Genomic DNA, 7,327 nt, shown 5'->3' with positions numbered 1-7,327 from the left:
CCCCCCTTGCGGGGGAGATGTCCGGCAGGACAGAGGGGGGTGCGAAGGAGCGCAGCGCCTGACGCAGGATCGTGCTGCCTCTCACTCCAACCCTTCCAGCTCGTCGATCAGGCCGGAGATGACCGCGAGCCCCTTGCCCCAGAAGGCGGGGTCCGACGCATCCAGCCCGAACGGCGCCAGCAGCTCCGAATGATGCTTCGTGCCGCCGGCTCGCAGCATGTCGAAATACTTCTCCTGAAAGCCCTTCTCGGCGTTCTGGTAGACCGCGAACAGCGAGTTCACCAGGCAGTCGCCGAAGGCGTAGGCGTAGACATAGAAAGGCGAGTGGATGAAGTGCGGGATATAGGCCCAGAAGGTCTCGTAGCCGGGCTTCAGCTCGATCGCGTCGCCAAGGCTTTCCTTCTGGACCTCCAGCCAGAACTGGCCGAGCCGGTCGGCGGTCAGCTCGCCGTTGCGGCGCTCCATGTGCACCTTGCGCTCGAACTCGTAGAAGGCGATCTGGCGCACCACCGTGTTGATCATGTCCTCGACCTTCTGGGCGAGCATGGCCTTGCGCTCGCGCCGGTCGGTCGTCCTGTCCAGCAACGAGCGGAAGGTCAGCATCTCGCCGAACACCGAGGCGGTCTCGGCCAGCGTCAGCGGCGTCGATGCCATCAGCGCACCCTGCGCGCCGGCCAGCACCTGGTGCACGCCGTGGCCGAGCTCGTGCGCCAGCGTCATCACGTCGCGCGGCTTGCCCATGTAGTTGAGCAGCACATAGGGATGCGCCGAAGGCACCGTCGGATGGGCGAAGGCGCCCGGCGCCTTGCCGGGCCGGACCGGCGCATCGATCCATTTGCGGTCGAAGAAGGTGCGCGCGATGTCGGCCATCTCCGGCGAGAAGCGGTGATAGGCGGTCAGCACCGTGTTCTTCGCGTCGTCCCATCCGATCGTCGCCTGCGGGGTTTCCGGCAGCGGCGCGTTGCGGTCCCAATGGTTCATCCGCTCCATGCCGAGCCAGCGCGCCTTCATCGCATAATAGCGGTGGGACAGGCGCGGATAGGCCTCGCGAACGGCAGCGGCCAGCGCATCCACGACCTCGCGCTCGACACGGTTGGCGAGGTGTCGTGAATCGGCGATGTCCTTGAAGCCGCGCCAGCGGTCGGAGATTTCCTTGTCCTTGGCCAGCGTGTTGGTGACCAGCGTGAAGACGCGCAAATTCTCCTTGAAGGTCTCCGCCAGCGCTTCCGCCGCCGTCCGGCGGATTTTCGGGTCCGGGTCCTGCAGCTTGTTGAGCGTCGGCTCCAGCGTCAGCTCCTCGCCGTCGATCTTGAAGCGCAGCGCCGTCATTGTCTCGTCGAACAGCCGGTTCCAGGCACCGCGCCCGGTGACCGATTTCTCGTGGAAGAGCTGCTCGATGCGGTCCTCGAGCTGGTAGGGCTTGTCCTTCCTGAGATCGAGCACCCAGGGTCGGTAGTGGCCGAAAGCCGGATCTGCCTCGAGCGCGGCGTCGACCAGGGCATCCTCGGCGAGATTGAGCTCGAGCGCGAAGAACAGCAGATGCGCGCTGGCGTCCGTCATCTTCTCCTGCACGTCGCCATAGAGCTTGGCGCGCTGCGGGTCGGCGGTGTTGCCGGAATAGACGAGGCCGGCATAGGAGGCGATGCGGCCCATCAGCTCCTCCAGCGCCTCGTATTCCTTCAGCGCCTGTCCGAGCCGCCCGGCCGGACCCGCCGCCGCTTCGGCGGCGAGCGTGCCCTTCCATCTTTTCTCGAAGGCGACGGCCAGGTCGGCGGCAAGCGCCAGGTCGCGCTTGAGCTCGGCCGAGTCCATGCCGGGATAGAGGTCGGAGAGGTCCCATTCGGGCAGGTCGGAGAGCGCGGCGGAAGCCGTCTCGGCCGCGGCGGCCCGCACACCCCGCTCGAATTGCAGTCGCATCGCAGTCCCCTTCCGTTTCCGCACGACGGCCGCGGTTCGTGACAAGTCCGGCCGGAACCTTAAACGCTTATTTAGGACCCGCTGCCACTATCATCCAGACGGCATTGGTGGCCAGAAGGGTTTTCCGCGTTTCATCGAAATGGCCACGACGCCCAGCATCCTTCTCGTAGACGACGATCCGGTGCAGCGGCGCCTCCTCGAGGCGGTGCTGACGAAGCTCGGCTATGCGGCAACCGCCGCGGTCGACGGCGAGACGGCGCTCGCGCTTCTGGACAAGCCGGAGGCGGGCGGCTTCTCGGCCATGATCCTCGACCTGATGATGCCCGGCCTCGACGGCTTGGCGGTGCTGAAGGGAATGGCCGGCCGCGGGCTGGAACTGCCGGTCATCGTGCAGACCGCGCAGGGCGGCATCGAGACGGTGGTCGGGGCGATGCGCGCCGGCGCCTTCGACTTCGTCGTCAAGCCGGCCTCGCCGGAGCGGCTGAGGGTGGCGCTCGCCAACGCGCTCAAGGTCGAGGCGCGCGGCGACGAGGCGCGGCGTGTCGCCCGCCGCACCGCCAGAAGCCTCGGCTTCGGCGACATCGTCACCCGTGGCCCGGCCATGGAGCGCATGCTGCGGCTTGCCCGCAAGGCGGCCGCGTCCAGCATTCCCATCCTGATCGAGGGGGAATCGGGCGTCGGCAAGGAAATGGTGGCGCGCGCCATCCAGAGCGCCGGCCCCCGCGCCGGCCGTCCCTTCGTGACCGTCAATTGCGGCGCGATCCCCGCGAACCTGGTCGAATCCATCCTGTTCGGCCACGAGAAGGGCTCGTTTACCGGCGCGACGGAGAAGCATGCCGGCAAGTTCGTCGAGGCCAATGGCGGCACGCTGTTCCTCGACGAGATCGGCGACCTGCCGCTGGAGGTGCAGGTCAAGCTGCTGCGCGCCGTGCAGGAGGGCGAGATCGACCCGGTCGGCGGCCGTTCCACGGTGAAGGTCGACGTGAGGCTGATCTCGGCCACGCATCGCGACCTGCTGCAGCAGGTCAAGGACGGCGGGTTCCGCGAGGATCTGTTCTATCGCCTCAATGTCTATCCGATCGTCGTGCCGCCGCTGCGCAGCCGTCGCGACGACATCGAGCCGCTGGTCTGGCATTTTTTGGCACGGTTTTCGGCTGCCGAGACGCGGGGCCGCATCAAGGCGGTCGCGCCCCGGGCGCTCGCCATGCTCCAGGCCTATGACTGGCCCGGCAACATCCGCCAGCTCGAGAACGCCATCTTCCGCGCCGTCGTGCTGTGCGACGGCGATACGCTGACCGAGGACGAGTTCCCGCAGATCCGGGCGCAGGTCGAGGGCACGGTCGATCTCGACGTTGCCGAGTCCGCGGCCGCCGCCTGGGAGCCAGACCTCTTTGCCGATCTGGTCCAAGTTCCGGGGGAGGTTCCCGCCGGATCGGCGGCCGGAACGGTGCGCGCGCTCGACAATACCGGGGAAGTCCGGCCGCTGTCGGAAGTCGAATACGACATGATCGTCATGGCGATCGACCACTACAGCGGGCAGATGAGCGAGGTCGCCCGCCGCCTCGGCATCGGACGCTCGACGCTCTACCGCAAGCTCAAGGAATACGGCATCGATCCCGAGACCGGCCGGTCCGAGCGGCTTGCCTCCTAATCCGAAAATTTCCTCCCTGCGCGGTCCGTCGAATCAGCAACGCCACAGGCGTTAACCAGCGCCGCGCAAGCCCTCGGCTGTAATGCTGCTGTTAACCACGCCGGTCGGCGGCCCGTTTTCGTCCGGTTGTCGCCACGGTCTTACCGCATTTCGGCTTCAATAAGCTGTGATTAACCATTAGGATCGATATTCGGATGCGAAGAATCTATGCGAATCTCCGCATCCGGTGCTCAAATCCGGGGACAAACGGCAGACTGCAAGGCCTTTTGATTTGATCAGAATCGAGCGACACAAAAACCGGCGAGCCAAATCGAGCCCCCGCTGGGGAAGCTGGCTTGTCAGTCTCATGATCGCGCTGTGCGCGATCGCCGCCGGGGCCTCCGCCGCCGCCGCCGAAACCCGCACGCTGAAGCTGTATTTCACCCACACCGGCGAAAGAGCCGAGATCACCTACAAGCGCAACGGCCGCTACGACCAGGCAGGCCTGCGCAAGGTCAACCAGTTCCTGCGCGACTGGCGCCGCAACGAGCCGACCAAGATGGATCCGCGCCTGCTCGATCTCGTCTGGTCGGTCTACCGGACCGTCGGCGCGCGCGACTACATCCATGTCGTCTCGGCCTACCGCTCGCCGGCGACCAATTCGATGCTGCGCAGCCGCAGCAAGGGCGTCGCCCGCAAGAGCCAGCACATGCTGGGCAAGGCGATGGACTTCTACATCCCCGGCGTCAGCCTGAAGAAGCTGCGCGAGGCCGGCATGAAGATGCAGATCGGCGGCGTCGGCTATTATCCGCGCTCCGGCTCGCCCTTCGTCCACATGGACGTCGGCAATGTGCGCCACTGGCCGAAGATGAGCCGGCGCGAGCTCGTCGCTATGTTCCCGAACGGCAAGACCCTGCACGTGCCGAGCGACGGCAAGCCGCTGCCTGGCTTCGAGCAGGCGCTCGCCTCCTATGAATCCCGCAAGAAGGACGGGACGATGGCGCTAGCCCTCGCTTCCGGCGGCGGCAAGCCGTCCAGGGGACTGCTGGCCGCGCTGTTCGGCGGCGGTGGCGAGGACGAGGACGAGGAAGCCGCGCCGGCACCGGCGCCGAGGCGTGCCGAGAAGCCGAAGCCGCCGGTGGCGACCGCCGTCGCCAAGGCCGAGCCGCAGCCCCAGGCGCAGAAGCCGGGCATCCAGATCCTGTCGCCGGAGGAGGCCAACCGCACCGAGCTGCCGGCCGCCGCCGAGCCCGAGGAAAAGCCGCAGACGCCGGAGCAGATCATCGCGGCGCTGCCGATGCGCGCCGTGCCGCTGCCGGCGCTGGCGCCGCGGCCGAATTCCGACCCCGCCGCGGCGGCCGAAGTCGCCGCCGCCGAGACGCCGCAGGACATGCCGTTCGGCATGGCCGAACAGCCTCCGGCCGAACTCGCTTCGCCGGCCGCTGCCGAAATGGCGATGAACGTGCCGCTGCCGACGCCGCGTCCCGATCTCGGCCCGGTGCAGGCGGCCGCGCCGCAGGAGCAGATCCTGCTGGCGCTTGCTTCGGCCGAACGCGACCCGGCGACGGCGAGCGATGCCATCCCGATGCCGTTCGCCAGGCCGGCCGATGATGCCGAGCTGCCGATGGCGATGCTCCCCGGCGAGCGGCCGAGCCTGCTGGAGACAGCAAGTCCCGACGACCGTGCGGCCGTCGCCGCCGCCATCAAGGCGAATGGCGAGCGCGTCGCGGCGCTGGCCTCGGAGATCGAGTCCGCGCCGAAGCGGACCGTCTCAGCCGGCATCGACCCGCAGTCGGTGGCCTCGCTCGGCGTCAAGACCACCCGCAAGGCGGCACGTCCCACGGCCGGCGACGTGCGTCCGGACCGCAAGAGCCAGGCCAGGACGGTCGAGCCGCAGGCGGCCCGCTGGGTGCTCAGCCAGGATTATGTGACCACCGCCTCGCAGAACACCACGGCGCCGTCCTTCGCCTACAACGCCGTCGTGACGGCGCCGCGCGAGGTCTATACCGCCGGCTTCAAGAAGGACGGCGAGGGCACCCCCGATCCCAACCGCTTCACCGGCAAGGCCGTGGAGTTCCTGTCGGTGGCGCGGTTCGAATAGCGGGCTGCGTCCTCCTACACCGAAGGCTGCTTCTGGGCGGATATTAGAACCTCCACCGAGAGAGGCATGTGATCGCTCAGCCTGGTCTCCGTGAATTCCTCATAGGTGCCGAGTTCGACGGAGGAAACCGGAACGAGCCGAGGCACAAACATGTAGTCGATATGGAAGGCTTGATCCTGCTTCCATCTATGAAAATAGGTCGGCAATTTTTCCTGGCCGAACCTCTCACAATGAAAACTATGCCATGCGCTTGCCAGACCGAGTTGAGAGGTGAGCGTCAGGACGCGCGCGAAGCGACCATCCGGACTTCGATTCGCGTCGAACTTTGCAGACTGATTGAAATCACCGCCAACGATCGCGCAATTGTCGACGATGAAATCCGAAAGCGTGGAAAGTGCCCGCAGTGTCGGTGAGACGTAGTCACCATCTCTCTTGGCACAGACGCCGACGATGTAAAATTCCTCCCTACCGCGAAAAGCCCTCACAGGAAGGAATAGCCGCTCTTCGACCGCGATTGAGACGCGCTCGATTTGCCATCCATTCATTCCGATGACTGCGAGTCCGTAGTTCGGATTGGATCCCGTCCAAACCCCAGACGCATCCTCAGAAACGAGTGCAGCGCAGTTCTCCGGTACTTCGGACAGAATGGCGATATCTGGCGCGGCGGTTGTTATCTGCTTCGTCTTGCGATGAAATCTTCCGGCACAATTCCATGCCATCATGCGCAGCCGGTTTCGATTCGCTCCACCGTGCTCTCGCGGCAGCCGTCCCGCGTAGCATCGGTCAGCCAAGCTGCGGGGCGGATCGAACACCCTCAGCCCTTGCGCAGTCCCGCGGCTTCGCGCGCCAGCGCCTCGATCGCCGCCCAGTCCTTCGCCCTGACCAGGTTGTCGGGCGCCACCCACGAGCCGCCGACGCAGACCACGTTGGGCAGGCCGAGATAGTCCTGGACGTTGTTCCGCGACACGCCGCCGGTCGGGCAGAAGCGGATGCCGGCGAAGGGCGAGGCGAGCGCCTTGAGGAAGGCCGCGCCGCCGGCCTGCTCGGCCGGGAAGAATTTCAGGAAGTCCAGGCCGGCATCACGTGCCGTCATGATCTCGGCCGGCGTGATCGCTCCCGGCAGCAGCGGCACGTCGCTGCGCGAGGCCGCCAGCAGCAGGTCGTGGGTGATGCCCGGGCTGACGATGAAGCGCGAGCCTGCCTTCGCCGCATCGTCGAACTGCGCCGCGTCGAGGATGGTGCCGGCGCCGACGATCGCCTCCGGGACTTCGGTGGCGGCGCGGCGGATGCATTCCAGCGCGCCGGCGGTGCGCAGCGTGATCTCGACGGCCCTCAGCCCGCCGCGTGCCAGCGCGCGGGCCAACGGCACCGCATCGTCGACATCGTCGATTTTCAGCACGGGGATGACGGGCTGCCCGTCGAGAAGCGACAGGAGCTGTTCGGTTTTCTGTGACATCGCAAAAATCCGTTCTGGCTGAGCGGCAGATGGTTCGCTGGCCGGTCTTTTGTTGTTTCAACCGATTAGCAGAGCGAGTCCGCCAAGTCCAACGACTCCAGGTTCACGAATGTGTCTTCGCCCCCCTCACCGTCTCGCTTCGCTCGGCACCTCTCCGCCGATCGACCGGGGCAATCGCATATGCCGATGATGACCGTCATTCCGGGGCCGCGCAGCGGAACCC

The 7,327-nt window shown here is 66.5% G+C and carries 5 protein-coding genes; 2 read left to right on the top strand and 3 right to left on the bottom strand.

Features of this window, described 5'->3' with window-relative positions:
• Positions 1-81: 81 nt before the first annotated feature.
• Positions 82-1,917, bottom strand: coding sequence for a M3 family oligoendopeptidase (locus AC5JDC_RS06165; protein ID WP_495840063.1), 1,836 nt, complete (start codon positions 1,915-1,917; stop codon positions 82-84).
• A gap of 139 nt (positions 1,918-2,056) precedes the next feature.
• Here AC5JDC_RS06165 and AC5JDC_RS06160 point away from each other — a divergent pair, with 139 nt between their 5' ends.
• Together AC5JDC_RS06160 and mepK are read left to right on the top strand one after the other, a co-directional pair.
• Positions 2,057-3,568 carry a sigma-54-dependent transcriptional regulator gene (locus AC5JDC_RS06160; RefSeq protein ID WP_495840061.1) on the top strand — a complete coding sequence of 504 codons (1,512 nt, stop codon included), beginning with the start codon at positions 2,057-2,059 and terminating at the stop codon, positions 3,566-3,568.
• Between the two features lie 346 nt (positions 3,569-3,914).
• Entirely contained in the window at positions 3,915-5,648 is a 1,734-nt protein-coding gene (mepK, locus tag AC5JDC_RS06155) for a peptidoglycan L,D-endopeptidase MepK (RefSeq protein ID WP_495840059.1), read from the top strand.
• 14 nt (positions 5,649-5,662) lie between these two features.
• Here mepK and AC5JDC_RS06150 read toward each other — a convergent pair whose 3' ends face one another.
• Positions 5,663-6,370 carry an endonuclease/exonuclease/phosphatase family protein gene (locus tag AC5JDC_RS06150; RefSeq protein WP_495840057.1) on the bottom strand — a complete coding sequence of 236 codons (708 nt, stop codon included), beginning with the start codon at positions 6,368-6,370 and terminating at the stop codon, positions 5,663-5,665.
• 92 nt (positions 6,371-6,462) lie between these two features.
• Positions 6,463-7,104, bottom strand: a complete 642-nt coding sequence (locus tag AC5JDC_RS06145) for a 2-dehydro-3-deoxy-phosphogluconate aldolase (protein WP_495840055.1) — start codon at positions 7,102-7,104, stop codon at positions 6,463-6,465.
• Between the last annotated feature and the right edge of the window lie 223 nt (positions 7,105-7,327).

This window comes from Kumtagia sp. (assembly GCF_059502445.1).
Note: the sequence above shows the minus strand (reverse complement) of the source record. Positions and strands in the feature narration are given on the sequence as shown.